This window comes from Streptomyces sp. NPDC034043 (assembly GCF_055575675.1).
Map to the genome: position 1 here is coordinate 571018 of NZ_JBVISF010000001.1, position 26067 is coordinate 597084.

21 protein-coding genes are annotated in these 26067 nt (G+C 74.3%); 8 read left to right on the forward strand and 13 right to left on the reverse strand.

Going from position 1 to position 26067, the window contains the following annotated elements; translation table 11 throughout:
- Nucleotides 1-10 precede the first annotated feature (10 nt).
- The 4 genes from ACZ51S_RS02975 to ACZ51S_RS02990 all read right to left on the reverse strand — a co-directional run bounded on the left by ACZ51S_RS02975 (nucleotide 11) and on the right by ACZ51S_RS02990 (nucleotide 4183).
- Nucleotides 11-1264, reverse strand: coding sequence for a beta-ketoacyl synthase N-terminal-like domain-containing protein (locus ACZ51S_RS02975; protein ID WP_468477471.1), 1254 nt, complete (start codon nucleotides 1262-1264; stop codon nucleotides 11-13).
- Nucleotides 1261-2532 (reverse strand): beta-ketoacyl-[acyl-carrier-protein] synthase family protein, encoded by a 1272-nt coding sequence (locus ACZ51S_RS02980; RefSeq protein WP_468477470.1) that lies wholly within the window; start codon nucleotides 2530-2532, stop codon nucleotides 1261-1263. The genes ACZ51S_RS02975 and ACZ51S_RS02980 overlap by 4 nt, the downstream gene beginning before the upstream one ends.
- Complete coding sequence (locus ACZ51S_RS02985; RefSeq protein ID WP_388937544.1) at nucleotides 2529-2975, reverse strand: cupin domain-containing protein; 447 nt, start codon at nucleotides 2973-2975, stop codon at nucleotides 2529-2531. Before ACZ51S_RS02985 ends, ACZ51S_RS02980 begins: the two co-directional genes overlap by 4 nt.
- A gap of 110 nt (nucleotides 2976-3085) precedes the next feature.
- On the reverse strand, nucleotides 3086-4183 hold the full coding sequence (locus ACZ51S_RS02990; protein ID WP_468477469.1) for a SchA/CurD-like domain-containing protein: 1098 nt from the start codon (nucleotides 4181-4183) through the stop codon (nucleotides 3086-3088).
- Nucleotides 4184-4464: 281 nt separating this feature from the next.
- Here ACZ51S_RS02990 and ACZ51S_RS02995 point away from each other — a divergent pair, with 281 nt between their 5' ends.
- The gene (locus tag ACZ51S_RS02995) at nucleotides 4465-6096 is read left to right on the forward strand and encodes an FAD-dependent oxidoreductase (RefSeq protein WP_468477468.1); all 1632 of its coding nucleotides are present in this window, start codon (nucleotides 4465-4467) and stop codon (nucleotides 6094-6096) included.
- A gap of 14 nt (nucleotides 6097-6110) precedes the next feature.
- Here ACZ51S_RS02995 and ACZ51S_RS03000 read toward each other — a convergent pair whose 3' ends face one another.
- The gene (locus ACZ51S_RS03000) at nucleotides 6111-6320 is read right to left on the reverse strand and encodes an acyl-CoA carboxylase subunit epsilon (protein ID WP_468959399.1); all 210 of its coding nucleotides are present in this window, start codon (nucleotides 6318-6320) and stop codon (nucleotides 6111-6113) included.
- A 172-nt stretch (nucleotides 6321-6492) separates the two neighbouring features.
- Nucleotides 6493-8313, reverse strand: coding sequence for a galactose oxidase-like domain-containing protein (locus ACZ51S_RS03005; RefSeq protein WP_468801903.1), 1821 nt, complete (start codon nucleotides 8311-8313; stop codon nucleotides 6493-6495).
- Between the two features lie 316 nt (nucleotides 8314-8629).
- Between ACZ51S_RS03005 and ACZ51S_RS03010 the strand changes: the two genes are divergently transcribed.
- From ACZ51S_RS03010 to ACZ51S_RS03035, 6 genes are all read left to right on the forward strand, one after another.
- A complete protein-coding gene (locus ACZ51S_RS03010; protein WP_468477465.1) occupies nucleotides 8630-10891 on the forward strand; it encodes a HelD family protein in 2262 nt (753 codons plus the stop codon).
- A gap of 123 nt (nucleotides 10892-11014) precedes the next feature.
- Entirely contained in the window at nucleotides 11015-12208 is a 1194-nt protein-coding gene (locus ACZ51S_RS03015) for a cytochrome P450 family protein (RefSeq protein ID WP_468959403.1), read from the forward strand.
- 110 nt (nucleotides 12209-12318) lie between these two features.
- On the forward strand, nucleotides 12319-13593 hold the full coding sequence (locus tag ACZ51S_RS03020) for a VWA domain-containing protein (RefSeq protein WP_468959405.1): 1275 nt from the start codon (nucleotides 12319-12321) through the stop codon (nucleotides 13591-13593).
- Nucleotides 13593-14399, forward strand: coding sequence for a hypothetical protein (locus tag ACZ51S_RS03025; RefSeq protein WP_468801907.1), 807 nt, complete (start codon nucleotides 13593-13595; stop codon nucleotides 14397-14399). The genes ACZ51S_RS03020 and ACZ51S_RS03025 overlap by 1 nt, the downstream gene beginning before the upstream one ends.
- Before the next feature lie 109 nt (nucleotides 14400-14508).
- A complete protein-coding gene (locus ACZ51S_RS03030) occupies nucleotides 14509-15426 on the forward strand; it encodes a MurR/RpiR family transcriptional regulator (RefSeq protein WP_388937556.1) in 918 nt (305 codons plus the stop codon).
- A 366-nt stretch (nucleotides 15427-15792) separates the two neighbouring features.
- Nucleotides 15793-16182 carry a hypothetical protein gene (locus ACZ51S_RS03035; protein WP_388938114.1) on the forward strand — a complete coding sequence of 130 codons (390 nt, stop codon included), beginning with the start codon at nucleotides 15793-15795 and terminating at the stop codon, nucleotides 16180-16182.
- Nucleotides 16183-16206: 24 nt separating this feature from the next.
- Here ACZ51S_RS03035 and ACZ51S_RS03040 read toward each other — a convergent pair whose 3' ends face one another.
- From ACZ51S_RS03040 to ACZ51S_RS03060, 5 genes are all read right to left on the reverse strand, one after another.
- Nucleotides 16207-17793, reverse strand: a complete 1587-nt coding sequence (locus tag ACZ51S_RS03040) for a phospholipase D-like domain-containing protein (RefSeq protein WP_468801908.1) — start codon at nucleotides 17791-17793, stop codon at nucleotides 16207-16209.
- Nucleotides 17794-18033: 240 nt separating this feature from the next.
- Nucleotides 18034-19143, reverse strand: coding sequence for an aryl-sulfate sulfotransferase (locus ACZ51S_RS03045; RefSeq protein ID WP_468477459.1), 1110 nt, complete (start codon nucleotides 19141-19143; stop codon nucleotides 18034-18036).
- Nucleotides 19144-19190: 47 nt separating this feature from the next.
- Nucleotides 19191-20192: an ABC transporter substrate-binding protein gene (locus tag ACZ51S_RS03050; RefSeq protein WP_468959410.1), complete on the reverse strand. Its 1002-nt coding sequence runs from the start codon at nucleotides 20190-20192 to the stop codon at nucleotides 19191-19193.
- A 190-nt stretch (nucleotides 20193-20382) separates the two neighbouring features.
- A complete protein-coding gene (locus ACZ51S_RS03055; RefSeq protein WP_468477457.1) occupies nucleotides 20383-21099 on the reverse strand; it encodes an ABC transporter ATP-binding protein in 717 nt (238 codons plus the stop codon).
- The gene (locus tag ACZ51S_RS03060; protein ID WP_468801911.1) at nucleotides 21096-21878 is read right to left on the reverse strand and encodes an ABC transporter permease; all 783 of its coding nucleotides are present in this window, start codon (nucleotides 21876-21878) and stop codon (nucleotides 21096-21098) included. The genes ACZ51S_RS03055 and ACZ51S_RS03060 overlap by 4 nt, the downstream gene beginning before the upstream one ends.
- A 194-nt stretch (nucleotides 21879-22072) precedes the next feature.
- Between ACZ51S_RS03060 and ACZ51S_RS03065 the strand changes: the two genes are divergently transcribed.
- The gene (locus ACZ51S_RS03065) at nucleotides 22073-22645 is read left to right on the forward strand and encodes a helix-turn-helix domain-containing protein (protein WP_468959414.1); all 573 of its coding nucleotides are present in this window, start codon (nucleotides 22073-22075) and stop codon (nucleotides 22643-22645) included.
- A 5-nt stretch (nucleotides 22646-22650) separates the two neighbouring features.
- Here ACZ51S_RS03065 and ACZ51S_RS03070 read toward each other — a convergent pair whose 3' ends face one another.
- Complete coding sequence (locus ACZ51S_RS03070) at nucleotides 22651-23154, reverse strand: GNAT family N-acetyltransferase (RefSeq protein WP_468801913.1); 504 nt, start codon at nucleotides 23152-23154, stop codon at nucleotides 22651-22653.
- 29 nt (nucleotides 23155-23183) lie between these two features.
- Nucleotides 23184-26012, reverse strand: coding sequence for a serine hydrolase (locus ACZ51S_RS03075; protein WP_468959418.1), 2829 nt, complete (start codon nucleotides 26010-26012; stop codon nucleotides 23184-23186).
- Nucleotides 26013-26067: the final 55 nt, after the last annotated feature.

Genomic DNA, 26067 nt, shown 5'->3' on the forward strand with positions numbered 1-26067 from the left:
GCACCGGTCCCTACGTGCCGGATCCGGGCCCCTTGCGGAGGACGAGTGCCGCGTTCGACCCCATCCGGCCCCGGCTCAGGACGAGCGCGGTCCGCAGTGGGGCGACACGGGCGCTGCCCGTGACCACGTCGAGGTCGTGGCAGACGTCGAAGACGTTCGGGGTGGGCGGGATGACGCCGTGCTCCAGCGCCAGCACGGCGGCGGCGGCGTCGAGGGTGCCGGCCGCGCAGTACGCCCGCCCGGTACCGGTCTTGGGAGCTGTCACCGGCACCTTCGCGCCGTACGCGCCCAGCGCCTCCCGGATCGCCCGAGCCTCCGCCGCGTCCGCCTCGGGCGTGCCCAGGGCGTCGGCGAAGACCACGTCCACCTCCTCGGGGTCCAGCCCCGCCTCCCGCAGGGCGCCGCGGACGGCACGGGCCAGACCCGCGCCCGACTCCTCCGGCCGTCCCGGCCCGGTGAAGGTGGCGGCGTGCCCGGCCAGCAGGGCCCGCACCGGCGCGCCCCGCCGCTCGGCCGCCTCCGCGTCCTCGACGGTGAACATCGCGCCGCCCTCCGCCGGGACGAAGCCGCAGGCCTTCGAGGTGAAGGGCCGGTAGGCGCGCTCCGGGTCCTCCGCGGTGCTGAGCCCCTCGTACCCGAGCTGGCAGACCACCGAGTACGGCGCGAGCGGCGCCTCCGTCGCGCCGACCAGCATCGCCCGGCTGCCCTGGCGGATCGCCCGGGCGGCGTGCGCGAAGGCGTCCAGCCCGCCCGCCTCGTCGCTCGCGACCACCCCGCACGGGCCCTTGAACCCGCGCCGGATGGAGATCTGGCCGGTGCTGGCCGCGTAGAACCAGGCGATCGACTGGTACGGGCCGACGTAGCGGGGGCCCTGCCCCCACAGCCGCTGGAGCTCGCGCTGCCCGAACTCGCCGCCGCCCGAACCGGCCGCGGTGACGACGCCGACCGCGTACGGATCGTCCTCGTAGTCCGCCCGGCCCAGCCGGGCGTGCTCCAGCGCCAGGTCCGCCGCCGCCAGCGCGTAGTGGCTGAAGCGGTCGGTCTGGACGAGGAAGCGGTCCTCGACCAGTGCCCCGGGCTCGAAGCCCCGTACCTCGCCGGCGACACGCACCGGAAGGTGCTCGCAGCCCTGCCGGGTCACCCGGTCCAGGACGCTCTCGCCCGCCTGGGTCGCCTTCCAGAAGGCGGCGGCGCCGATCCCGTTGGGTGCGACGACCCCGATGCCCGTGACGGCCACCGGCTTGCCGGTGCTGGGTCTGTTCACGTGCGTACCTCCTTGGGCTGGGTCATGACCACGGCGGACTGGAAGCCGCCGAAGCCGCTGCCGACGGACAGCACGCTGCGCATGGTGTGGTCGCGGGCGGTGCGCGGCACGTAGTCCAGGTCGCATTCGGGGTCGGGCGTCTCGTAGTTCGCGGTCGGCGGCACCACCTGGTGCGTCATGGCCAGCACGCAGGCCGCGAGTTCGATCGCCCCGATGGCACCGAGCGAGTGCCCCACCATGGACTTGATGGAGGTCATCGGCGTGTCGTAGGCGTGGTCGCCGAGCACCCGCTTGACCGCCGCCGTCTCGTGGCGGTCGTTCTGCTTGGTGCCGGAACCGTGCGCGTTGACGTAGTCGATGTCCCGCGCGTCGATCCTGGCCTGCGCCAGGGCGGTCGATATCGCCCTGGCCATCTCCAGGCCCTCGGTGGTCAGCCCGGTCATGTGGTGGGCGTTGCCGAAGGTGGCGTAGCCGCCGATCTCGCAGTACACGCGGGCCCCGCGGGCCCGGGCGTGCTCCAGCTCCTCCAGGACCAGGACCGCGCCGCCCTCGCCGAGGACGAAACCGTCCCGGTCGGCATCGAAGGGCCGGGAGGCGTGCGCCGGGTCGTCGTTGTTCGCGGAGGTCGCCTTGATGGCGTCGAAGCAGGCCACGGTGATGGGGGAGACGGGGGAGTCCGACGCGCCGGCCACGCACACGTCCATCCGGCCCTCCTGGATGGAGTGCACGGCGTACCCGACGGCGTCGAGCCCGGACGTGCAGCCGGTCGAGACCGTCTGCACGGGACCGCGCGCCCCCGTCTGCTCCGCCACCGCCGAGGCGAGGGTGGCGGGCGTGAAAGCGCGGTGCAGGAAGGGCGAGGCGAGACGGTGGTCCACGTCCCACCACGCCCCCTGCTGGCTCACCGCGACGTAGTCGTGCTCCAGCCGGGTGGTACCGCCGACCGCCGTGCCCAGTGAGACGCCCGTACGCCAGGCGCGTTCGCCGTCGAGCTCCAGCCCGGCGTCGGCCATCGCCTCGCGGGCGGCGACCAGGGCGAACTGGATGTAGCGGTCGGCCCGGGCCGCCTCGTCCTCGGTGAGGCCGTGCTCACGGGGGTCGAAGTCGACCTCGGCGGCTATCCGGGAGCGGAACCCGGACGGGTCGAAAAGGCTGATGCCCCGGGTCGCCGTACGGCCGTTGGACAGCAGGTCCCAGAAGGCGGCGGTCCCGATGCCGCCCGGGGCCACCACGCCCACCCCGGTGACGGCCACCCGCCGGCGCGTCACGAGACCACCCCGGAGCGCTCCGGCGGACGCTCGGCCCAGGCGGTGGCGTCCGGGTTCGGGGCCTCCTCGGTGTCCACGTGCCCCAGCTCCGGGCGCGGGGCGAGGGGGCCGAGGTGGAAGACCATCCGGGCCTCGGTACCGCCGACGTTGCGGAACCGGTGGCGCACGTTCAGCGGGACCAGCAGTCCCTGGTCGGTGCGCAGCGGGTGGGTCTCGCCGTCGAGGTCGACCTCCAGCGTCCCGGCGACCACGTACACGAACTCCTCGGAGTACGGATGGTAGTGCTCGGCGATCGACTCGCCGGGGGCCATCACCGCCAGGCCCATGAAGCCGCTGGTCGAGCCCACCGAGGTCGGGGTGAGCACGGCGCGCAGATCCCCTCCGCGCCTGCGGTTGGGCTGGGTCTCGCTGAGGTCGACGATGCGCGGCTGATGTCTGGTCATGCTGACTTCCTCCTGGCGGATCGGAGCCTTGGCGTGCGCGCGGGCTGCCGGGTCGTGACGGGGAGCGTGGGCGGGGGGCCGGGCCGTCGGCCGGGGCGGCCCCGTACGGATCAGGACTGCGCGGGAGCCCGGCGGTCGGTGATCAGGTCCATGGGGTGGGGGCCGGCCGGAGCGGTACCGGGCGCCCCGGCCAGCAGACGGTCCAGCACCGCCGCCTTGCGGGGTCCCTCGAGGCCGAAGCCGGCCGCGAAGCGGGCGTCGGCCGGGCCCTTGACGTCGAGGAGGCGCACCACCACGTCGTCGCGCTGGAAGATGCTGCTGCTCAGCACGGGGGAGGTGGGGATCTTCGCCGCCGTCTCGTCCTGGCGGGCCAGGAAGCGGGCGACGAGGGGGCCGCAGCCCGCCTTCGCCGGGTAGAACAGCGCGTGCCGCGTCACCCGGTCGGGCTGCGGGCCGTGCGCGGCCACGTGGTGGACGGCCGGCAGGGCCGCGCGCATGAAGAACATCCGCGCCGACTCCGGATCGGACAGGTCCCGGTGCTGCTCCAGGTACGGGTTGATGGCGTGCTCGACGGCCCGCACCTCGGGCTGCTCCGACACGTGCCGCAGGGCCGCGGTGAGGTCGCCCTGCACCTCCACGGCACGCACCACCCGGTTGCCGTGCATGAACAGCGAGGTCCGGCAGAGCCGGGTGTGGTCGTCGACCCGGGCGGCCGGGGAGGAGTACGAGGAGAGGATCTCGGCGACCTTCGCCTCGCTGCCCGGCTTGACCGTGAAGGTCAGCGCGTGCCGGACGATGCCCTCGCCCAGCCGGGGAGCGCCCTGCAGCCGGCCGCCGGCGGCGCGCTCGGGGGCCTCGTACCGCTTGCCGGTCTCGCGCAGCACGGTGAAGGTCAGCGGCCGCATCGAGCGGGCGCAGGCGCCCAGCGGCCGGACCTGCTCGGCGTGCTCCTCGCTGTTCACCCACGCGAGGTACTGCGGCGCGCTCTCCCACTCGCTGGTGATCAGCCACTGCGAGGGGTTCGCGAAGGACTGGCAGAGCTGGTCGCCGAGGTGGCCCGGCACCGACGCGATGTCGTGCCGCAATTGCTCGTAGGCGTCGAAGAACCGCTGCTGGGCACCCTCGTGGAGGTCCATCAGCAGGACGACCCGCAGCATGGAGCCGTCGAACGCGGACTGCGACACCCGTTCGGACAGGGTGGTTGTCATCTGCTCACTCCTTCGTGAGGGCCTGGACCGGCGCGTACGCGGCTCGGTGCTTCGCCGGCGGCAACCGCCGGGGCGCGGGTCCCGGGGGACCGCGCGGTCGGGGACGGCGGACGGTGTGGCCCAAGTGGGTCCGCCGCTGTCGCTCATCGTCATCCGGCCGGGTACGGATCGCGACATCTCCGGATCAAGCGGGTGACAAGACGCGACTCGCCAAGGCAAGACCCCTGATCGGGGGCATAAGGCGTCCACTGCCCCCCACACGAAACAGGAGCCCGCAGCCGATGGAAGAACATGCCGATGTCCGCGTACCGGTCCTCGTCGTGGGCGGTTCCCTCGTAGGCCTCTCCACCTCGCTGTTCCTGAGCCGCCACGGCATCAGGCACATGGTGGTCGAGAAGCACGCCGGGACCTCCGTCCACCCGCGCGGACGGGGCATCAACGCCCGGACGATGGAACTGTTCCGGACGGCGGGCGTCGAGCCCGCCATCCGCAAGGAGGCCTCCGCGCTCGAGGCCAATCAGGGCATCCTGCAGACGCAGGCCCTCATCGGCGGCGAGCACAAGTGGCTCATCAGGGCGGTCGACCCCTCCGGGGCCCTCGCCCGCTTCAGCCCCACCGGCTGGTGCCTGTGCAGCCAGAACAACATCGAGCCGGTCCTGGCCGCGCAGAGCCGCGCCCAGGGCGCCGACGTACGCTTCGCCACCGAACTGATGAGCTTCGACCAGGACGCCACCGGGGTGAACGCCCTCGTCAAGAACCGGGAGACCGGCGAGCACCTCACCGTCCGCGCCGACTTCCTGATCGCTGCGGACGGCCCGCGCAGCCCCGTCCGGGAGGCGCTCGGCATCCGCCAGACCGGCAACGGCGAGCTCTTCCACAACGTGAGCATCGTCTTCCGCTCCGAGCGCCTCGCCGAGGCCCTGGGCGACCTGCGCTTCATCGTCTGCTACCTGATGCGGCCGGGCGCGGACGGGGCGCTGCTGCCCGTCGACAACGAGACCCAGTGGGTCTTCCACGCCCCCTGGCACCCGGAGACGGGCGAGACCCTGGAGGACTTCACCGAGGAACGCTGCATCGCGCAGATCCGCGAGGCCATCGGCCTGCCCGACCTCGACGTGGAGATCGGCGGCAAGGCCCCGTGGCACGCCGCCGAGCGGGTCGCCGAGCAGTACTCGGTCGGCCGGGTCTTCGTGGTGGGCGACGCCGCCCACGAGATGTCCCCGACCGGGGCGTTCGGCTCCAACACCGGCATCCAGGACGCGCACAACCTCGCCTGGAAGATCGCGGCGGTGCTGAACGGCTCGGCCGGCCCCCGCCTGCTCGACAGCTACGAGGAGGAACGGCTCCCCGTCGCCCGGGCCACCAGCGAGCGGGCCTCCGCCCGCTCGGCCGAGCACAGCCACCCCGGGTACGTGCCGCCGCCCACCATGGGCGGCGGCCCCGGCAGCGGGGTCCTCACCACGGCCATGGGCTACTGCTACCCGAGCGGCGCCGTCATCGGCGGCGACCCGGCGCGGCCGGTCATCCCGGAGGAGATGCGCCTCAAGGGCGACGTCGGCACCCGGGCACCGCACATGTGGCTCACCCGGGCCGGCGAGCGGATCTCGACGCTGGACCTGTACGAGACGTCGTTCGTGCTGCTGAGCAGCCCGGGCACGCCCTGGCAGGAGGCGGCCGGGCAGGTCGCCCGGGAACTGGGCGCGCACCTGGACGCCTACACGGTCGGCTCCGCGCCGGACGCCGACCTGGTCGAGGCGGAGGGCACCGACTGGGCGCGGCTCCACGAACTGCCCGCCGACGGCGCCGTGCTCGTACGCCCCGACGGCTTCGTGGCCTGGCGCTGCGAGGGGACCCCGGCGGACCCGCGCGCGGAGCTCGCCGACGCCATGACCCGGGTGCTGCGCCGCTCCTGAACGGCGGCACCCGCTCAGCGGCAGGCCCAGCACCCCGCCCAGCACCCGTGGCCCCCGTGCCGCGGCGGTGGGCGGTGGTGCGCGGCCCGCACCGGCCGGGCGCCGGTCCGCGCGGCCCGGCCCGCGAGGCAGGCGACCACCACCGTGATGGCGGCGAGTTCCTCGGGCCGGGCGGCGCCCCGGTGGATCCGGAGCAGGCTGGATATGGAGACGTCGCTTCCCATCGGTACGGCCTCTCGTCGGGAGACCCCCCTGCCCCGGTCCGGGCCCTCTCGGGCCGGTGGACCGGGTGCTGACGACGCTACGAGCACCCCGACGGCGTGTCGTGCGGGGGAGCCCGGTCCGCACCCATCCGGGGGACACGCCCGCGAGCGGCACGGGAGGGGCCCCGCCGCCCTACCGCAGGCCCAGCTTCACCCACTTGGCGGTACTGGGCACCCCGCGCGCGTCGAGCAGGAACAGCATGTAATACCCGGGCGGGGCGTCCGCCGGCGTCGGCGGGGTCCGCAGGGTGATGCCGTCGCCGCGCACCGCGGTGAGCGGCAGTTCCAGGTGCCGCTGGCTGGTGTTCACCGCGTGGGTGACGGTGGTCGGCGCCAGGAGTACGGCCCGCCGGACGGCGGCCGCGGTGGAGCTGCGCACCTCGAAGGCGGCGCCGTGGGCGAGCTCGCCCCGGGGCACCCGGTCCAGTGCCGGCCGGGTGCCGCCCCGGTGGAGGTAGGCGGGCTCGTAGATCTCGATGCTGCCGTCCATCGCGTCGCGGATGTCGGGGTCGTTGGCGATCTGCTGGAGCTCGTCCCCGGTCACCATCACCCGCCCGTCGGGCATCACCAGGGCGTTGGAGTGGTAGCCCCGGGGGAGCCGCTGGGCCGGTCCGAGCCGCCAGTGGCCGGCGGCGTCGCGCAGCTCGGTCCGCCGGTACTTGAGGTCGGCCTTCGGATTGAAGGGGCCGTTCCCGTAGTCGCGGGTGCTCAGGGCTCCGTTGACGGTCAGCAGGGTCGCGTCCGGCAGGATCAGGGTGTCGTCCTGGGTGCGGCCGAAGGCCCGGGGCTCCTCCGTGGTCCACCGGCCGCCCGCCAGGCGGTAGGTGTTGGGGTCGTGCGGGTCCCCGCCGAGCACCAGTACGGAATCCGGGCCGCGCAGGCCCGCCGGGAGGGGCACGGCGGATCCGTAGCCGCGGAAGTCCGCGGGGCGCCGGGGCAGGTCGCGGCGGGTCTCCTTGACCGGGTCGAAGAGCCACTGCTGGTCGGCGTCCCGGCCGAGCCCGTAGATCATGCCGTCCCGCAGCGAGAACAGGTGCGGATAGTCGTTGCGGAAGGGCGCGTCCGCCCGGAACCGGTCGGCCGCGACGTCCAGGGGGATGTCGAACGGGCGCCAGGGCACCCGCAGCCCCTTCGCCGGGAAGCGCTCCACCACCGGGGTCGGGGTGCCCGTACCGCGCTCGGACTGGCCGGACATGATGATCTGGCGGCCGTCGGCCCCGGTGACGGCCGACGGGTACCAGCGGCCCACGGCCATGTCGCGGTTGCGGTACCAGTGCTCGGTCCACGGGTCGAAGACGAAGGAGAGCTTGGCGCCGCTGCCGCCCTTGCCGCCGGTGTTGCCGCCGAAGACCGCGAGCATCCCGTTGGGCAGGAAGGCGTGCCCGGCGCAGAAGAACGGGGCGGGGCGCGGGGCGTACGTACCGTCGGGCATCAGCACCGTCGGCGGCCGGACCTCCTGGAACGCCCGTGCGCCGGTGCCCTTGGCCGGGTCCCACAGGAAGGCGCGACCCGCGTTGGTGGGGCCGGTCCGGTCGGTGGGGCCGGTCTCCTTGGTCGGGTCGACCTCGACCCGTTCGAAGGAGAAGAGCAGCACCTTGCCGGTCGGCAGCTGGGCGAGGTGGACCCCGAAGTCGGGGGAGGGGAAGAACTCCGCGAAGCGGCCGTACTCCGCGGGGTCCATGCCCTTGTTGGCCAGCGCCTGCGACTCGGTGAGCGTGGTCAGGCTCGCGGTACGGGTCGCCTGCGGGTAGCCGTCGGTGCCGCGGACCGCGCGGCGCCGCTCGGCGTGGGCCCGTGCGTGCTCCTCGCCGATCAGGGCGGCCTCCGCCGACGTGACCGCGGCGCCGCCGTCCGCGTGGTCGTGGGCGGGCGCGGCGGCGGCCGGCCCGGAGAGGAGGACGGCCGTGGCCAGCGTGGCGGCGACGGCAGCGGACCGGTGTGTTCGTCGGGACATGCGACTCCTCCGTGTACGACCGCCGGGACGGGAGGGACGTCATGCTAAAAGATCAGGTGGATATCGCCTCATATGGCGCGAACCGACTGCCTCGTACGGGTGCCCCCAGCGTCCGCCGTCCGCCCTGGCGCGACGATCGGCGGCGAGCCGGCCGCCGCCTCCCCGGGAGTGGGTCGGTCCGGTACGCATACAAAAACGCCCCGGACGAATTGACGTCCAGGGCGAGCTTTCGCGTATATTCGATACTTCACGCCTTCGCCCGAATGGAGGGCGTGGCGAAGCTTTACGGGGACATCGTATCGCGCTGGGAGCGAAATTGTCAAACACCGAATTTCGGGGCGAGCAGAAATTCATCACCGAGCTCTACGCGCGCCTCGAAGACCTGCGCGACCAGGCCGAACGGGCCGTTCAGGGCGCCCTGGGGGAGAGCGGCACCGGATTCCAGGCGCGGCTGGAAAGGGACGTCCTGGTCGCCGAGCAGTCCGGTCTGCTTTCCGCTCTGAACTCCGCCGAACACGGCCTCTGTTTCGGCCGGCTCGAGTTCTCCGACGGCCGCGACCACCACATCGGCCGTATCGGCATCAGACAGGACGACGCCGAACGCACCCCGCTCGTCCTCGACTGGCGCGCCGAAGTCGCCCGCCCCTTCTACCTCGCCACCGGGCACGTCCCGATGGGCCTGCGCCGCCGTCGCCACATCACCACCGAGGGGCGGCGGGTCACCGCCCTGCACGACGAGATCCTCGACCTCGCCGACACCGAGCGCACCGGCTACGAGGGCGCCGACGCGGACGCCGTCCTGCTCGCCGCGCTCGACACCGCCCGCACCGGCCGCATGCACGACATCGTGCGGACCATCCAGGCCGACCAGGACCGCATCATCCGCTCACCCCACCAGGGCGTGCTGGTCGTGGAGGGCGGCCCCGGCACCGGCAAGACCGCCGTCGCCCTGCACCGCGCCGCCTACCTCCTCTACGCCCACCGCGAGCTGCTCGCCCGGCGCGGCGTACTGATCGTCGGACCCAACCCCGCCTTCCTCGGCTACATCGGCGAGGTGCTGCCCGCCCTCGGCGAGACCGGCGTGCTCCTCGCCTCCCCCGGCGACCTGTACCCCGGAGTGCGCGCCACCGGCACCGACCGGCCCGGCGCCGCCGCCGTCAAGGGCCGCGCCGTCATGGCCGAGGTCCTCGCCCGGGCCGTCGCCGACCGGCAGACGCTCCCCGAGCAGGTACCCGTGGGCAGCGGGGAGGACAGCGCCGTGGTCCCCGAGCCGGCGCTGGAGATCGACCACGACGACTACGGCACCCTCCTGCTCGACCGGACCATGGCCCACGCCGCCCGCGACCGCGCCCGCGCCACCGGCCTGCCCCACAACCCGGCCCGCCCCTACTTCGCGTTCTCCGTCGTCGACGCCCTCACCGGACAGCTCGCCGACCGGCTCGGCGCCGACCCCTACGGCGGCCCCAACCTGCTCGGCCCGGACGACGTCGCACAGCTCGGCAAGGAGATCGCCACCAGCCCGGAGGTACACGCCGCCATCGACACCCTCTGGCCCCGGCTGACCCCCGAGCAGCTCGTCGCCGACTTCCTCGCCGACCCCTCCCACCTCCCCCCGGAGGACGCCGACCTGATCCGCCGGACCTCGGGCGACTGGACCCCGGCCGACGTCCCGCTCCTCGACGAGGCCGCCGAGCTCCTCGGCGTCGACGACAGCGCCCTGCGGGCCGCCGCCGAACGCGACCGGCTGGAGCGCATCGCCTACGCGCAGGGCGTCCTCGACCTCTCCCAGGGCTCGGAGTCCTACGAGTTCGAGGACATGGAGAACGAGTACCTCGCCGCCCACGACATCATCGACGCCGAGCGGATGGCCGAACGGCAGGAGGAGGCGGACCACCGCACCACCGCAGAACGCGCCGCCGCCGACCGCACCTGGGCCTTCGGGCACCTCATCGTCGACGAGGCGCAGGAGCTGTCCGAGATGGCCTGGCGGCTGCTGATGCGCCGCTGCCCGACCCGCTCCATGACGCTGGTCGGCGACCCGGCGCAGACCGGCGACGAGGCCGGCTGCGGTTCCTGGAAGCAGATCCTCGACCCGTACGTCGGCGACCGCTGGGAACACGTCCGGCTCGGCGTCAACTACCGTACGCCCGCCGAGATCATGGAGCTGGCCGCCGGAGTGATGCGTGCCCACCGGCCCGGCTTCGAACCGCCCCGCTCGGTGCGCTCCACCGGCCTACCGCCCTGGGTGCGGGCGGCCCGGGACCTCCCCGGCGCGGTCGCCGGAGCCGTCCGCGACGGGGCCCCGGCCGAGGGCCGGCTCGCGGTGATCGCCCCGCGCCCCCTGCACCCGGCCCTGGCCGAGGCGCTGCCCGGCGTACGGGCGGGGGAGGAACCGGACCTCACCCGGCCGGTGGTGCTGCTGGACCCGCGCCAGGCCAAGGGGCTGGAGTTCGACACGGTGATCGTGGCCGAGCCCGCGGACTTCGCACCGAGCGACCTCTACGTCGCGCTCACCCGCGCCACCCAGCACCTCGGGGTGGTGCACACCGGCCGCCTCCCCGAAGGGCTGCGCGGCTGACGGACCGGCCACCCGCAGGGGACGGACCGGCCGGCCGGCGGCGGAACGGACCGGCCGCCCGCTGGGTGCGGAGTGGCCGAATCCGCCCCCTCCAAGGGGCTTTGACCGTCGTAGGGTGGCCGGATGCCTGTAGTTGACATCAGTTCCGCGGCCGCCGACTTCGACGCCGACCCCCACTCCTTCTACGCGGCGCTGCGCGCCGCCGGACCGGTGCACCGGGTCCGCGGCGTCATGCCCGACGAGGACCCGTACTGGCTCGTCGTCGGCTACGAGGAGGCCCGCCAGGCCCTCACCCACCCGGACCTGCTGAAGGACTGGCGCAGTTCCGGGCTGTATCCGGACATCGAGCCCAGCGCCTCCAACTCCAACATGCTGGAGTCCGACCCGCCCCACCACACCCGGCTGCGCCGCCTGGTGGCCCGGGAGTTCACCGCCCGCCGCGTGGAGGCGATGCGCCCCCGCGTCCAGCAGATCACCGACGAACTGCTGGACGCGATGGCCGCCCGCCCCGCGCGCTCCGCCGACCTCATCGAGGCCCTCGCCTTCCCGCTCCCCATGACGGTGATCTGCGAGCTCCTCGGCGTCCCGGACCTCGACCGGGAACGCTTCCGCCGCTGGTCCAACGACATCGTCGCGCCCCGCCCGGAAGCCACGAACGCCGACGCGCACGTCCAGCTCAGCCGCTACCTCGCGGACCTCGTCGCCGAGAAGGCCGAGTCCCCCGGCGACGACCTGCTCAGCGCGCTGATCCGCACCCGCGACGAGGACGGCGACTCGCTCTCCCCCGACGAGCTGATCGGGATGGCCTTCCTGCTGCTCGTCGCCGGCCACGAGACCACCGTCACCCTCATCTCCAACGGCGTCCGCGCCCTGCTGGCGCACCCCGGCCAAATGGCCTCCTTGCGCGCCGACTTCGACGGGCTGCTGCCCGGGGCCGTGGAGGAGATGCTCCGCTACGACGGCCCCGTGCAGAACTCCACCTACCGCTACGCCGCCAAGGACGTGGAGCTCGGCGGTGCGGTCATCCCCGCCGGGTCGGTCGTGCTCGCCTCGCTGTCCGGCGCCGGCCGGGACCCGGGCCGCTTCACCGAACCCGACGTGTTCGACATCCGCCGCGCCCCCGGAGGGCACCTCGCCTTCGGCCACGGGCTGCACTTCTGCCTCGGCGCCCCGCTGGCCCGGATGGAGGGCCGCATCGCGATCCGGGGCCTGCTGGAACGGTTCCCCGGCCTGGAGACCGACCCGGCCGGCGGCCCCCTGGAGTGGATCCCGGGGAGCCTGATGCACGGGGTGAGCCGGCTGCCGGTGCGCTGGTAGCGGGACGCCTCCGCCGGGCGGCACACCACCGGTGGCCCGCCCGGCGGAGACGCGTACCGGCTGCCGGTACGGGTTTTGGACTGGTGCCCGATCCTCAATACGATCCGGCGATGATCATAAGAAAACGACTGGCGGCAGGGGCCTGCGGCCTGTTCGTCGCCTTGACCGCGGGACTCCTCCCGGCGACCGCGGCCGCCGCCGACGGACCGGCGAAGGAGCCCCCGAAGGTCGAACTCGTGCTCGACGTCAGCGGCTCGATGCGCGCGACCGACATCGACGGCCAGTCCCGCATGGCCGCCGCGAAGCAGGCCTTCAACGAGGTGCTCGACGCGGTCCCCGACGAAGTCCTCCTGGGCATAAGGACCCTGGGCGCCACCTACCCCGGTGACGACAGGGCGCTCGGCTGCAAGGACACCAAGCAGCTCTACCCCGTCGGCACGGTCAACCGCACGGAGGCGAAGACCGCCGTCGCCACCCTCGCGCCCACGGGCTGGACCCCCATCGGACCGGCCCTCCAGGCCGCCGCCCAGGACCTGGAAGGCGGCAACGCCAGCCGCCGGATCGTCCTCATCACCGACGGCGAGGACACCTGCGCCCCGCTCGACCCCTGCGAGGTGGCCCGCGAGATCGCGGCCAAGGGCATCCACCTCGTCGTGGACACGCTCGGACTCGTCCCCGACGCCAAGACCCGCGCCCAGCTCACCTGCATCGCGGAGGCCACCGGCGGCACGTACACCGCGGTGACCCACACCGCCGAACTCTCCGGGCGGGTCCGGCAGTTGGTCGACCGCGCCGCCGACCCGGCGGCCACACCGGTGGCCACCGAGGGCGCCAAGCGGTGCGAGGGCGCCCCGCTGCTGAAGGCGGGCCTCTACAGCGACCGCGAGACCTTCGGCGAGCACCGCTGGTACCGGGTCGACGTACGCCCCGGCCAGGAACTGCGCGCCTCGGTCAGCATCGGTGCCGACCGGGCCGTCAACAACGACTACGGCGTGCTGCTGCGCGCGACCACCGTCCACGGGCGGGAGATCGTCCGCGGCTCCGAGGCCGGGGACGGCCGTACCGACGTGATCTCCACCGGCCTGCGCTACCCGAAGGCCGAACGCGACGGGGCCGGCGGGGACGCCGCCGAGGCCCCGGAGACGGTCTGCCTCCAGGTCAGCAACTCCTTCGCCGCCGGCCCGGCCATCAAGACCAGCCCCGGCATGCCCGTCGAGCTGACCATCGACCTGGTCGACGGCCCCGACGAGGGCTCCGACGTCGCCTCCTTCGGCCTCGGCCGCGGCTGGTGGCTGCTCGGCCTGCTGGTGCTCACCGGCCTGCTCGCCGGTCTGGTCTGGGGCTGGATCTCGCGCTGGCGCGTCTCCGTCTGGAGGACCAACTGATGCGTACCGTACGCACCCTGACCGCCGCACTGCTGGCGGGAGCCGCGCTCCTCGCCCCGGCGGCGGCCGCCGCCGCGGCCCCGAGCCCCGCCCCCACCCCGAGCGCGGGCCAGGGCACCGGCAAGGACGGCCGTGCCCCGACCGAGGCCGGGACGGGCTTCCGCACCGCGGCGCTCTTCCGGCCCGGGCAGAAGGCCACGGCCGCCGGGTCCACCGGTGACTACCTCTACTGGGCGTTCCCCGCCGACACCGGCCAACGGGCCACCGTACGCGCCTCCGTGACGCTCCCGGAGCCGGCCGCCCGGCACGGCGCGCAGACGTGGCGGCTCGACGTGTACGACGGCCTGCGACGCCGGCAGCCCTGCGCGTACGGGCACCAGAGCGCGGCGGCGGACAGGGCGGCCGTCTCCGTGGAACTCTCCTGTACCCTGCGCACCGTCCGCTCCGGGGCCGAGGCCTGGTCCAACGACCCGCTCCCGGGCAGCTACTACGTCCGCCTGACGGTCGTCGGGGCGCACGAGGAGGACCTCGGACTGCCCGTGAAGGCGCAGGTCGAGGCCGAGGTGAAGGAGACGGGCGGGGCCCGGGCGGTGGACGCGGTCCTGTCCGAGCCCCTGGTCCCGGGGGCGGCGGCCGCCACGGAGCGGCAGCGGGAGGCCCGCGCCCCGGAGGGCGGCTGGTCCGGCGGCCGGTGGTCCGACCGCTGGCTGTGGACGGCAGCCGGCGGGGTGCTCGCAGCCCTCGCGGGCGTCTACGGGTACTCCCTGACCCGCGGCTCCGGCCGCCCCTCCCGGCCCCGGGCCTGACCGGGTGCCGCCGTCCCCGCGGGGTACGGCGGCTCCCGTTCCGGAGGATCATCCGGCCACGGAGCGTGGGCTATGTTGGGGGGAGAGTGACGTGAGAAGGAGGCCGCCGGTGTCATCGGGGCAGCAGGCACGCGCGCAGGCGGCCGCGATCACGCCCGGCGGGACCCCGCCCGGGCAGGAGAAACCGCCGGCCGAGCGGCTCCTCGCGCTCTTCGACGGCCACCGCCTCTCCCCGGGCCAGCGCCGGATCGCCCAGTACCTGATCGATCACCTCACCGAGGCGGCCTTCCTGTCGATCACCGAGCTCGCGGAGCGCGTCGGCGTCAGCCAGCCGTCCGTGACCCGGTTCGCGTCCTCACTCGGCTTCAGCGGCTACCCGGCCCTGCGCGACGTGCTCCAGCCCATCGCGCTGTCGGCGGTGGCCGCGACCCCGGACAGCCGTGAACAGATCCGCCGGAACGAACTCCAGGCCGCCGTCGACGCCGAGATCGAGAACCTGGAGAACGTGCGCCGCCTCCTCGCCGACACCAACCAGGTGCTGGACATCGGCCGCGAGCTGGCCCGCTCCGTCCCGCTGACCGTGGTGGGCCTGCGGATCTCGGCCTCCCTGGCGGAATACTTCGCCTACGCGGCCCGCCGCATCCACCCCGACGTGCGGCTGGTGACCCGGGGCGGCAGCGTGGCCTACGACGCCCTGCTCCAGTGCCGGGCGGCCGGCGGGAGCTGGGTGCTGGCCTTCGCCATGCCCCGGCACGCCAACGAGACCCTCGCCGCGCTGCGCGCGGCCCGCAGCACGGGGCTGAAGGTCGTCCTGATCACGGACCCGACCGTCGGACCGCTGGTGGAGGCGGCCGACGTGGTGCTGACCGCCGCCACCGGTTCGCGGCTGGTCTTCGATTCGTACGCGGCCCCCGGGATGCTCTCCGCCGCCCTGCTCCAGGCGATGGCCGACGCGGACCCCGAGCGGACCCAGGCACGGCTCGAACAGTACGAGCAGGTCGCTGACCAGCACGGTTTCTTCATGTAGCGGCAGATCTCGCCCGCCGTACACCCGCCAGACACCCCCAGTACACCCGTCGTGCACGCGCACGCCGTCCGGGGATATTCAGTGCCCGGACATGCATGAAATTTTTCATACCCTTGATTACTCGACGGTATATATGTTTACTGACGGCGGCGCTTCGGATCCCTCAGACGCCAAAGGCGGACGTTCCCCTCGCCCGCCTCGAACGGCCCCGGTACGCCGAACCTCCTCACGGCGGGACCGGACGCCGCGTCAAGGCTTGTGGATCCCCCGGAGGAGCGCCCCCGGCGGCCTCGGTCAACCCCTGGGCCGAGGCCGCCCACCAGCAGTGTCTCGATCAGAGTTCGACACCACTCGGAAGTGACGAGAATGCCCCAGACGGCCACCCTCACGCGCAGCCCGGACTGGCCCCTCCAGGTCAAGGCCCCCGGGACGCACGACTGGGAACGCAGCGCCACCCGCTGGCTGCGGGACCTCCTCCCGGCCCGCTACGGCAGCTACCTGACGCTGACCCGTCACCACGCCCTGCTCGCCCGCCACGTGCAGCTCCAGCTCCAGCACGAGATGCGAGCGGTCCGCGTCGCCCTGCACACCAGCCGGGCCGAGCTGCCGACGATGGGCATCGCCGAGTCGGTCATAGAGAACACGATCAGGATGTACGCCATCGAGCTCGAACAGCTCGGCCGCCTCTCGCGGGGAGCCCGCCTCGTTTCGGAGGCGCTCCTGCTGGCGGCCGCCCCGGGCCAGCGCAGGCGCTGACCCGGAGCGGGGCGGAGCCGGCCGTCAGGCCTGGCAGACGCCGCGCGCGTAGTCGTACGTCGCGGTCGCCTGGGAGTACGTCCACTGCGGGGCCAGCAGCGAGTCCTTCAGCTGGTTCGCGGCGGCCGGGCTCTCGACGACGTATCCGAAGTCCTGGAGCCAGGACGGGTACAGGTTCTTCGAGCCGATGTAGAAGGCCGAGTCGTCCACCGAGACCAGCTTGTGGTGCTGGGCGTACGGCTTGCCGTCCGCCCACGTCGCCCGGTCCGAGGCACGGAAGGACGCCAGCTGGAGGTTCTGGCACATCGCCGCCCTCGACCGGCGCTCGTCGCCGGTCAGGGCCGTCAGGCGGCCCCGCAGCGCGTCGCTCACCTCGGACAGCGACGCGATCTGCGAGTAGCCGCCGCTGCCGACCGTCCCGCGGTTCGCGGGGTCGCTGACGACGATGCGGACCTTGACCCCGGCCGCCAGCTTCGCGGCGAGCGTGTCGTAGAGCCGGACGTCGTAGCGGGGGAGAGGCGGGCAGGTCGCGTTCAGGTCCTGCTGGGAGATCTCGATGTGGCCGGTGGCACCGGCGACCAGCGCGCGCAGGGCGCTCTCCTCAGGGTTGACCGTGTCGTAGTCCCGGTCGGCGTTGGTGTAGTCGTGCACGCCGATGCCGCACTTGGTGTCGGGGGCCGTCGGCAGGACCGGCTTGAACGGCGACACGGGGTCCTTCTGGCGGATGCCCACGCCGAGGCCGCCGACCGCGAGGACGGGCACGTCGCCGTCGCCGGCCGGAGCCGCGGGCCGGGGCAGCGTGGGCATGCAGCCGGCGTCGCCGGAGGAGGCGAACCAGACGCTGCTCCAGCTGGTCCTGTTGCGGCAGGTCCAGTCCCACAGGGTGTCGAGGTAGCGGCCGGCGGAGCCCGCAGCCGGACCGGACAGCGCGAGGTCGACGTCGTTCACCGGGTGCGCGGTGTCGAGGTAGTCGCCCTTCCAGCTGTTGACGCCGCCGGTGATCACCGAACCGCCGTCCACCACCACCAGCTTGGAGTGGTTCCAGGAGAAGCCGGTCCGCGAGGTGGTCATCGACGCCACGTTGAGGGTCACGTGCGCGGCCGCCGTTCCCAGCCTGGCCACCAGCTCGTCACGGTACGAGGACGGGATCACATTGGCGTGGTAGACCGGCGCGGCGCCCACGAGGATGCGGACCTGGAGCCGGCTGCCCTTCTGCACGGCCTCCTTGAGGCCGCCCACGATCGCGTCCTGGAACCCGCCGTCGGGGAACGGCGCCAGCGTGGATATGTCGACGCTCTCACGGGCCCGGGCGATGTCCTGCCGGGTCTTCTCCAGCAGCCGGCGCGAGCCCGCACGGTCGGCGCAGGAGGGGTCGCCCCAGCAGCCGGGCGTCTGGAGCAGCCAGTCGGAGCCGCCGGGGGCGGAGGCGCCGAGGCGGTTGCCGGCGGTCCGCTCCCAGACCGAGCCCTCGAGACCGGGGGAGACCTGGCGCAGGGTCCGCTCCACGGAGTCCAGGTGCGGGGTGGGCGAGTCGGCGAAGGCCGGCGCGGCGGGGAGCAGGGCGAAGGACAGGGTGAGCGAGAGGGCCGCCGTGCGGACGGTGCGTGCCAATGTGGTTCCTTGTTGCTGGGGGTGGCTCCGGCCGGGCGGCACGGTGGAACCGGGCCCCGGCCTTGATCAACTCGCGCAAGTTACCAGCCCGTAAGCGCCTGTTGGTCCGGGTATGGTCGCCTTCCGGCCACCGGTGGAAGCGGTCGGACGGGCCGCTCCGGGCGCCTTCCGGCCACGCCAGCCGGCCCGCCGGCAGGAACCGGCCGGCGGGCCGGCGACAGCCTTCCGGCAGCCGGGGCTTCAGAGCCAGGGGATCTCGTGGGCGCCGTGGCGGTAGGCGCGGAAGACCGAGTTCTGGGCGCCGCGCGAGGACTCCAGCCCCGTGCCCCGGCTGAACGACCCGAATTCCGGGACGACGAACTCCCACACCACGTCCCCCTCCGGCGTCACCTCGAAGAGGCGCCCGAAGGAGCCCTCCGCGACGAAGGTGTTCCCGTTCGGCAGGCGCTGGGCGCTGGACATGTACGGGCTGAAGAAGTTCTGCGGCGGGTTGTCCTCGTACGACCACACCTCCTCGCCGGTGGCCGGATCGAGCTCCAGCACCCGGGAGTACGGCACGGAGGTGGTGTCACGGTAGGTCCCGTTGTCGAAGACCAGCAGGGTGCCGCCCGGCAGCTCGTGCGGGTGGTGCTGCTGCGCCAGCACGTCCGGGCCGATCCGCCACCGGACGGAGCCGTCGGCCCGGTCCACGGCCACCGTCGTCGACGCGCTGCGGAAGCCCACCACGATCCCGCCGTCGGCGAGCTCGTTGACCGTGTTGGCCATCGGCCAGTGCTCGCGGGCGAAGTGCGGGTTCAGCGGCACCTCCTCCGGGTCCAGGTGCTCGATCGCCGCCCAGCGCCACAGCACCTCGCCGTCCCACGCCAGTTCGTACACCACGTCCCCGTAGATCACCCCGCCCGGCGCCTCCGAGCCGGGGATCCCGCCGCGGATCCGGGCGGCGTCGGCCGCCGACAGCGGTTCCACGGCGTTGATGAGCAGGTTGCCGTTGCGCAGGACCGACGCGTCGTGGTGGTGGAAGGGGTGCCGGACCTCGCGCAGCACCGTGGAGTCGGGGGCCAGCTCCTGGAAGATGCCGCCGTGGTAGACGTCCCAGATGGGGAAGAGCGTCGGGCCCGAGGTGTCCTTCGCCGCGTAGAAGAGGTTGCCGTTCGGCAGGAGCTGCGCCTGGCGGCCCGGAGGGTACGGGGAGGTCCAGGTGTGGGCGGGCTCGCCCTCGATGTCGACGAGGTGGATCCGGCCCTCGCTGGTGATCGGGGTGTAGAGGGTGTAACCGCCGTAGCTCCGCTCGGGGTCGTGGGCGCGCAGTCCGGTGCCGCGGCGGCGCAGGGTGTTCTGGTCGATGGTCATGACGGGTCCGCTCTCTCGTGTTTCCCGGGGTGGGTCATGGGGGTGGGTCAGTCGACGGTGACGGCGGCCGGGTCGGCGGCCCTGAGGGGGCCGGGGCGCAGCCGCTCGCGCAGGGTCCGCCGGTCGGCGGAGCCCGGCAGGGACAGGGTGCTCACGGCCCAGGCGGCCTCGTCGGCCAGCTGGGTCAGCAGCTCGGGGGTCAGGCTCGCCCCGTATGCGTAGCGGGGGTGGAAGGTCTCGACGTGACCGGCCCGGAGCGCGCCCCCGGCCTGGGCGACGACGGCCTTCCGTGCTGCGCCCGGGTCGGCCTCGGCGGCCCGCTGCGCACGCAGCACCGTTCGCAGGACGGCGGCGGCCGCCGCCTCGTCGGCGGAGGGGCCCGAGACGAGCAGGGTGCGCGCCGTGTAGCCGGCGAAGGGGACCTCGGCGTAGCGGTCGGCCAGGGCGGTGCGGGCGGCGTCGTAGAAGCTGGGGAAGGTGACCCCGGCGTCGACGTCACCGCGGGCGAGGGCCGGCGCGACCTGGTTCGGGGCCAGGTTGACCACGGTCACGTCGGCCGGGGCCAGGCCCGCCGAGGCGAGCATCCGGCTCAGCGCGTACTCGACGTTCGTGCCCTGCGGCACCCCGACCCTGCGGCCCTCGAGCGTGGCGAAGCCGGTGACGCCCCGGTCGGTACGGGTCAGCAGGCGCCAGTCGGAGAACCGCGACAGGTCGGCGACGATCCGCACGTCGCGCCCGCCGAGGGCGGCCATGACGGCGGGCAGGTCGCCCACGACCCCGAACTGCGCCTGCCCGCCGAGGACGGCGTTCAGCGCGTCCCGCCCGGTGGGCAGGGTGGTCACGGTGGCGTCAAGGCCCTCCTCGGACCAGAGCCCCCGCTCCTGCGCGAGGTACACCGGCGCTCCGCCGAGCTGGTCGCTCCCGGCCAGGGTCACGGCACGCAGGCCGCCGTCGCCGGCTCCGGCGGGTGGGCCCGCGCAGGCGGTGGCGAGCACGGACAGCAGCGCGGCGAGCAGTACGGCGGCGGCGCGGGGTCGGGTTCCGGGCATGGGTGGTGTCCTTTCGGAGTCGGGCAGGGGGGAAGGGCGGTTCGGGGCGTGGGCGGGCGACGGGCCGGTCCGGGAACGGCCGCTCCGGCGGGCCCGCCCGTAGGGAGGGCCGTGTTCCGGGTCCGGCCGGACGGGCCGGGGCCCGCCCGGGTCCGGCCGCGGGTCACCAGGGCCCGGTACGGGCCGCGGGTCAGCCGGCGGTCAAGTGGCGGGCGATGAGGGCGCGCAGGTCCGGATCCGGCGGGCCCGGCGGGACGGGGTGGTCGGCCAGGACACCTCCCGGAGGGGCGCCCAGGACCACCACCCGCCCGGCCAGGGCGAGTGCCTCGTCGATGTCGTGCGTCACGAACAGCACGGTCGTCCCGCTGCGCTGCCACAGCTCCCGCAGCAGGCCCTGCATCCGGGCCCGGGTCAGCGCGTCCAGCGCCCCGAACGGCTCGTCCATCAGCAGCACTTCCGGTCGCGCCGCCAGCGCCCTGGCCAGCGCCACACGCTGCTGCATCCCGCCGGACAGCTGCGCCGGGTACTTGTGCGCCCCGTCCGCGAGGCCGACCTCCGCCAGCGCGGCCATCGCCCGTTCGCGACGCTCCCGGCGCGGCAGGCCGAGCCGCTTGAGGGCGAACTCGACGTTGCCCCGGGCCGTGCGCCACGGGAAGAGCGCGTAGTGCTGGAAGACCACGCCCCGGTCCGGGCCCGGCCCCTCCACCGGCACGGCCCCGGCCGTCACCCGGCCCGCCGCGGGCCGGACGAAACCGGCCACCGTGTTCAGCACCGTGGACTTGCCGCAGCCGCTGGGCCCCAGCAGCGCCGTGAACGACCCCGCCGGGAACGTCAGCTCCGTCCGCTCCAGTACGGGCGCGCCGCCGTAGCCCACCGTCAGCCCTTCCAGCCGTACGTCGAGGCTCATGACGCGCCCCAGTGCACGAAGCGGCGTCCGGCGGCGGCCAGGAGGAGGTCCGCCGTCACGCCCAGCGTCCCGAGGACGAGCAGCCCCGCGAACATCCGGTCCACCCGCAGGAACTGACCGTCCACCTGGAGCCGGTACGCCAGCCCGCTGTCGGCGCCGCCCAGTTCGGCGGCGACCAGGGCCAGCAGCGCCACCGAGGCCCCGTACCGCAGCGCAGCCAGCAGCGCCGGTGCGGCGGCGGGCAGCAGCACCTCGGTGAACCGGCGGTGCAGCGGCGCCCCCAGCGAGCGCGCCGCCCGCAGGTGCGAGACCGGCACCCGCGAGACCCCGTCGTGCACGTACAGCCAGACCGCGAGGAGCACGGCGTACGCGATGAGCAGGCGTTTGGCGCTCTCGCCGATGCCGAACCAGGCCGTCGCCAGCGGCACCAGCGCGATGGCGGGGATGGGCCGCAGGAAGGAGACCAGCGGGGTGACGGCGGCGGACAGCCGCGGCAGGTACCCCGTCGCGAAGCCGAGCGCGCCGCCACCGGCCGCTCCGAGGGCGAAGCCCTGCCCCGCACGGGTCAGGCTCGCGGCGAGGTCGTCGGCCAGGACGCCGCTGCGGGCACTGTCGGCCAGCGCGGAGAGCGTTCCGGCCGGCGTGGGCAGCAGGCCCGGGGCCACCGCACCCGACCGGGCGAGCAGGGCCCAGAGTCCGAGCACGGCGGCGGCCGCGCCGAGCGGCGGGCCGAACCGGCCGAGGGCCCGGCCCGCCGGGGAGGGGGTGGTGGGGTGCACGTGAGCACTCCTCATCTCGTGATCTCGTGATCGCATGGGATTTCGTCGAGCCGCGCATCGGCCGGCCCCATCGCCGACCTGGCGTTCATAACTGAGGTCAATAATTGACCAGGCTTATGAACGGTGTGTTGCGGCAGTACGAAACCTCCCGGGCCCGCCCGGTCCCCCGAAGGCGATGAGGTACGTTCACGAGCGTGTCCCGACCCGAACCCACACCGGAAGCCATCGAGGTCGGCCGGGCGATCCGCGGCTGCCGCACGGCCCGCCGGGTCTCCATGGCCGTGCTGGCCGCCCGGTCAGGCCTCTCGCAGCCCTTCCTCAGCCAGCTGGAACGCGGACTGGCCACGCCCAGCCTCAGCTCGATCTACCGGATCGCCGAAGCGCTCGACGTGGCACCCGGAACCTTCCTGCGGCCGCCGGGCCGGCCGGGACCGGTCGGCCACGAGAGCGACCCGCAGGTGATCCGCGTCAGCGAGGGCGCCGGGCAGGTGGCCCAGGTGCTCATCCCGGGCGGGCGCAGCACCCTGATGGAGGCCTACGAGCACCACTTCGAGCCCGGTCAGGGCGAGCGCGGGTGGTTCGAGCACCCGGGGGAGGACTTCCTGTACGTACTGGAAGGGGAGGTCGTCCTCGAAGTGCGGGGCGAGGAACCCCTCCTGCTGAAGGCCGGCCAGAGCGCCCACCACCAGGGCGGCCTGCCGCACCGCTGCGTACTGGCCGGCGGGGGCGCGGCGGCCCGTACCCTGCTCGTCGTCGCGAACCCGTAACTCCCCTACCGGGGCGCCGCGTAGCAGCGCACGGCGACCACCCTCTCCGGCCCCCACCGTTGCTCGACGACCGCCAGCGGGCTCCAGCCGAGACGTTCGTACAGCGCGACGGCCGCGGTGTCGGAGGCCACCACGTCCAGTACCGGATGCAGCCCGAGGTCCCGAGCCTCCCGCACGGCCCGCGCCATCAGCAGGGCGCCGGTCCCGTGGCCACGCGCGGCGGGCGCGACGAACAGCCGGCTGACGACGGCGGCGCCCGCCGCGGGCACCCCCGTCCGCAGGCTCCACAGCCCCGGCGCCGCATCGCCCGGTCCGCCGCGGCACAGGGCGATGTGGCCGGCCACCCGCCCGTCCCGTTCCGCGACCCAGCTGCCGAGCAGCGCGGGCGGCGACAGCCACTCCCGCGGCCGTTCGGGCCAGTCCACCGGGTAGCCGTCACCGTGGTGGACCTCGGCGAGTGCGCGCACGCACGCGCCGAGGTCGTCGGGTCCGCGCCGTCGGATGTCCATCCGGTCATGCAACCACGGCGTGATCCGCCTCAGGACAGACGGGTGACCCTGGCCCCGAACGAGGGCTCCACCAGGTCCCTCCCGACCGCGACCGGCACGCTCTTCGCCCCGCTGCCCTCGCCCACCGTCAGCACTCCGACCTCGGTCCCGGCCTTGGCCTCGTGCGGCAGCGGCTTGTTGCCCGCGCCGAGGGCGAGCCGCAGCCGCTGACCCGGTACGCCGATGACGGTGAGGTCCTTCGCCGCCACGAGCGGGGTCGAACCGCCCAGCCCGTCGGAGACGTGGCCCACCAGCTGCCCCTTGCGGATGACGGTGGCCGGGCCGAGCGCGGTGCGGACCGCCTCGATGACCCTCCGGCTGTTCTCCTTCACCAGCTTCAGGCTGTTCGCGGCGTTGGGGTCCGGGCCGTCCACGCGCTGGTCCATCATCGTGCCGAGGATCAGCGGGGTCTCACCGCCGACCGTCTTGTACGCGGCCCACATCAGGGTGCCGCCGGCGGGGGTGCTCGACCCGGTCTTGATGCCCTTGATGCTCAGACCGGGTGCGAGCAGGAGGTTGTCGTTGTTGTTGTTTATCGGCTTGGGCAGCCCGTCGATGGTGGCGCTGGGCATCGCCACGACCGAGCGGAACGCCTCGTCCTTCATCACCGCCTCGGCGAGCTTCAGCTGGTCGACGGCGGTGCTGACGGTGCCCGCGTCCAGGCCGCTGGGATCCGTGTACGTGGTGTCCCTCATGCCGAGTTCCCTGGCCGCCGCGTTCATCTTCGCCACGAAGGCTGCCTCGTCGGCGCTGCCGGTGTCCCAGCGGGCCAGCAGCCGGGCCACGTTGTTGCCGGACGGGATCATCAGCATCTTGATCATGTCCAGCTGGCTGAACTTCTGCCCGGCGGTGAGCCCCTCGATCCGGGACTCGTCCTCCGAGGTGCCGTCGGCCACCGCCTTGGCGTCGACCTCGATCTTCGGGCCCGGGTCGTTCTTGCGGAGCGGGTGCCCCTTGAGGACCACGTACGCCGTCATCACCTTCGCCACGCTGGCGGTCGGCACCGGCTTCTGCTCGCCGAACGTGCCGATGTCACCGGATCCCGCCACGCGTACGGCCGCCTGCCCCTTGGCCGGCCAGGGGACGGGGGTCGAACCGTCGAGGGCGTACGAGGTCTGGGCGGGCACGAACCGCGGGGCCGGAAGCGGGCGCAGCATCTGCCCGCCCGCTACGGCGGCGCCGAGCAGCAGCACGACCGGCGCCCACACCTTGACGCGGCGGGTGAGGGTGCGGCGCGGCGTCTCCGGCGGGGGAGCGGTGTTGGTCAGCTCGGCCAGCAGCTCCAGCGGGGGCACCGGGGCCTGTCGGGCGGGCTCGGGAACGGGCCGGGGAACCGGCCGCGGGACGGCCCCGGGCCGGGCGGCCACGGGGTCCCCGAGCGCGGCGAACTCGCGGGTCCGCTCCGGGTCGTGCGGCCGCGTCCGCCGGGCGCTGAAGCCGTCCACGGCCCCGCCCTGCGTCCGTCCGCCCGCCGCCGGACCGTGGTCCCGCGCGCCGGGCGCGGGCGTGCGGGGGTCCGGGGCTCCCTTGCCGGGAGCGGCGGCTTCCTTCCCGGGCCGTGCCGGTTCCGCGTCGGCCGTGCCCGTGCGGGGAGCCTGCTCCCGCGCGCCGGGCGCGGGTGTGCGGGGGTCCGGGGCTCCCTTGCCGGGAGCGGCGGCTTCCTTCCCGGGCCGTGCCGGTTCCGCGTCGGCCGTGCCCGTGCCGGGAGCCCGGTCCCGCGCGCCGGGCGCGGGCTGGTCATCGTCCAGCGCCCAGGCCGGGCGGGGACGGGCCGTTCCGGTCCGGGCCGCCTCGTCGCCGGTTCCCTCGGGCACGGGTGCGGCGGCTTCGCCCGCCCGGTCCCGCGCGGGGGACTCGGCCTTGGCCCAGGAGGGGCGGGGCCGGTCCGTCCCGCGCTGCGCCGACACCTCGTCAGCCGCGTCGGCGGTGCCCTTGCCTCCGGCGGTGGTGTCGTCCGCCGGCTCGGGGCCGGCGCCGCCCGGCCGCTTCCCGGCCTTGGCGTCGGCGTCGGAACAGGCCTGATCCGGCGCGCCTTCCGCCGGGACGGCGGCGGTGGTGTCGTCCGCCGACTCGGCGTCGCCCTCGGCGTCGACGTCGGTGTCCTTGGTGGTGCGGGGATCGGTCTGCTGCACGGGTTGGGCGTCGTCCGCCGGCTCCGCGCCTTCGGCTCCGGTGTCCGCGTTCCCGGCGGGGGTGCCGGGGTCGGTCCGCTGCACGGGCCGGGTGTCGTCCGCCGGCTCCGCGTCGCCCTGGGCTCCGGCGCCGGTATCCGCGCTGGCGGTGGGGGCGTCATCCGCCGGCTCGGCTTCGCTTGCGCCTTCGGTGTCGGCGTCGGTGTCCTCGCCCCCGGCAGGGGCGTTGGCGTCGGTCTGCTGGCCGGGGAAGGCGTCGGATTCCGGTTCCGCGTCACTTCCGGCGGCTATCCGCCCGGCGAGGGCAGGGGTGCCGCCGTCGGATTCCCTTGCGCCCTCGCCAGAGGTGTGGGCGTCGGTCTGCTGGCCGGGGAGGGTGTCGGATTCTGGTTCCGCGTCAGCCCCGGTGGATATCCGCCCGGCCCCGGCGGGGGCGTCGCCGTCCGGTTCCCGCCCGGCGAGGGCGGGGGCGTCGCCGTCCGGTTCCCGCCCGGCCAGGGCAGGGGCCTCGCTGTCGGGTTCCCGCCCGGCCAGGGCAAGGGTGTCGCCGTCCGGTTCCCGCCCGGCGAGGGCAGGGGCCTCGCTGTCGGGTTCCCGCCCGGCCAGGGCAAGGGTGTCGCCGTCCCGTTCCCGCCCGGCCAGGGCACCGGCATCCGTTCCGCCGCCCGCCACCGTTTCCGCCTTCATGCGCGCCCCACCTTGCTGTTCCCACCCGGCTCCGCCGGTACTCGCCGTCACGTCG

Bases quoted from the DNA above. Each gene is read 5' to 3' on its own strand.
- ACZ51S_RS02985 (WP_388937544.1), bottom strand. From the start codon at position 2,975: ATGACCAGACATCAGCCGCGCATCGTCGACCTCAGCGAGACCCAGCCC.
- ACZ51S_RS02990 (WP_468477469.1), bottom strand. From the start codon at position 4,183: ATGACAACCACCCTGTCCGAACGGGTGTCGCAGTCCGCGTTCGACGGC.
- ACZ51S_RS02995 (WP_468477468.1), top strand. From the start codon at position 4,465: ATGGAAGAACATGCCGATGTCCGCGTACCGGTCCTCGTCGTGGGCGGT.
- ACZ51S_RS03000 (WP_468959399.1), bottom strand. From the start codon at position 6,320: ATGGGAAGCGACGTCTCCATATCCAGCCTGCTCCGGATCCACCGGGGC.
- ACZ51S_RS03005 (WP_468801903.1), bottom strand. From the start codon at position 8,313: ATGTCCCGACGAACACACCGGTCCGCTGCCGTCGCCGCCACGCTGGCC.
- ACZ51S_RS03015 (WP_468959403.1), top strand. From the start codon at position 11,015: ATGCCTGTAGTTGACATCAGTTCCGCGGCCGCCGACTTCGACGCCGAC.
- ACZ51S_RS03020 (WP_468959405.1), top strand. From the start codon at position 12,319: ATGATCATAAGAAAACGACTGGCGGCAGGGGCCTGCGGCCTGTTCGTC.
- ACZ51S_RS03025 (WP_468801907.1), top strand. From the start codon at position 13,593: ATGCGTACCGTACGCACCCTGACCGCCGCACTGCTGGCGGGAGCCGCG.
- ACZ51S_RS03035 (WP_388938114.1), top strand. From the start codon at position 15,793: ATGCCCCAGACGGCCACCCTCACGCGCAGCCCGGACTGGCCCCTCCAG.
- ACZ51S_RS03045 (WP_468477459.1), bottom strand. From the start codon at position 19,143: ATGACCATCGACCAGAACACCCTGCGCCGCCGCGGCACCGGACTGCGC.
- ACZ51S_RS03050 (WP_468959410.1), bottom strand. From the start codon at position 20,192: ATGCCCGGAACCCGACCCCGCGCCGCCGCCGTACTGCTCGCCGCGCTG.
- ACZ51S_RS03055 (WP_468477457.1), bottom strand. From the start codon at position 21,099: ATGAGCCTCGACGTACGGCTGGAAGGGCTGACGGTGGGCTACGGCGGC.
- ACZ51S_RS03070 (WP_468801913.1), bottom strand. From the start codon at position 23,154: ATGGACATCCGACGGCGCGGACCCGACGACCTCGGCGCGTGCGTGCGC.
- ACZ51S_RS03075 (WP_468959418.1), bottom strand. From the start codon at position 26,012: ATGAAGGCGGAAACGGTGGCGGGCGGCGGAACGGATGCCGGTGCCCTG.